The organism is Oleiphilus sp. HI0067, from assembly GCF_001635735.1.
Map to the genome: position 1 here is coordinate 1 of NZ_LWFI01001063.1, position 827 is coordinate 827.

Consider the following 827-nt stretch of genomic DNA (forward strand, 5'->3'; position numbering starts at 1 on the left):
CTGTTGGGTGAACAGCACAGCTCTACTGCAAATGTCAGAAAGCTAAGAAATTAAGCCAGCTTCAAGCAATTCATGAATAAGCAGTTTCTTTTCTACTTCTTCTTTCTTGCTACTAGTTTCTACTAAGGCCATACGTTCCAAGAAAGGCTTTGCTTGTTCTGAGTGATCGCCATCAGTAAAGGCTTTGAAGAGTGTTTTAAACATTTTCATTTTGTCGCTCTGAAGCGCTTTTAGCTGCTTCAAACAGGCGCCAATTTGAAGTTCTTGCTCCGTAAAATCAGTCCCCAGTGGAAATGCTGGGAACAAGCCGTTCAGACGATAATTCTCGATCACCTGATTGATTGACTCTGGTGTATTCGCCTGAAATTCTGCTGGTATCTGATAACTGGATTCGATCTTACCCGCTGCCTTTGCTTGTTCTAATAGACTTTCTTGAAAGCGTGAATCAGTAATATTCAGCATTGCCTTCATCACTTGAGCATCCGTTTTACCACGCAGATCTGCAACGCCATATTCGGTAATTACGATATCTCTCAAATGACGAGGAATTGTCGTGTGCCCATAATTGAAGACAATATTAGAACTCACTTCCCCTTTGCTCATTCGCGTTGCACGAATCAGCAATATCGAGCGTGCATCAGGCAAGGCGTGCGCCATTGAAACAAAGTTATATTGGCCGCCCACCCCAGAAACAATTTTGCCGTTATCTAATCCATCAGAAACGACCGCGCCATTAAGCGTGGCCATCAATCCCGTGTTGATGAAGCGCGCATGTTTGCGTTGTTCAACAACTAACTCTTCATTCACCATGAGCTGATTCACATGAC

1 protein-coding gene is annotated in these 827 nt (G+C 43.5%); it reads right to left on the reverse strand.

All coding sequences use genetic code 11. From position 1 onward, the window contains the following. Window positions 1-42: 42 nt before the first annotated feature. A partial coding sequence (locus A3739_RS14750; protein WP_304440280.1) for an acetyl-CoA hydrolase/transferase C-terminal domain-containing protein occupies window positions 43-827 on the reverse strand: 785 nt, incomplete at its 5' end.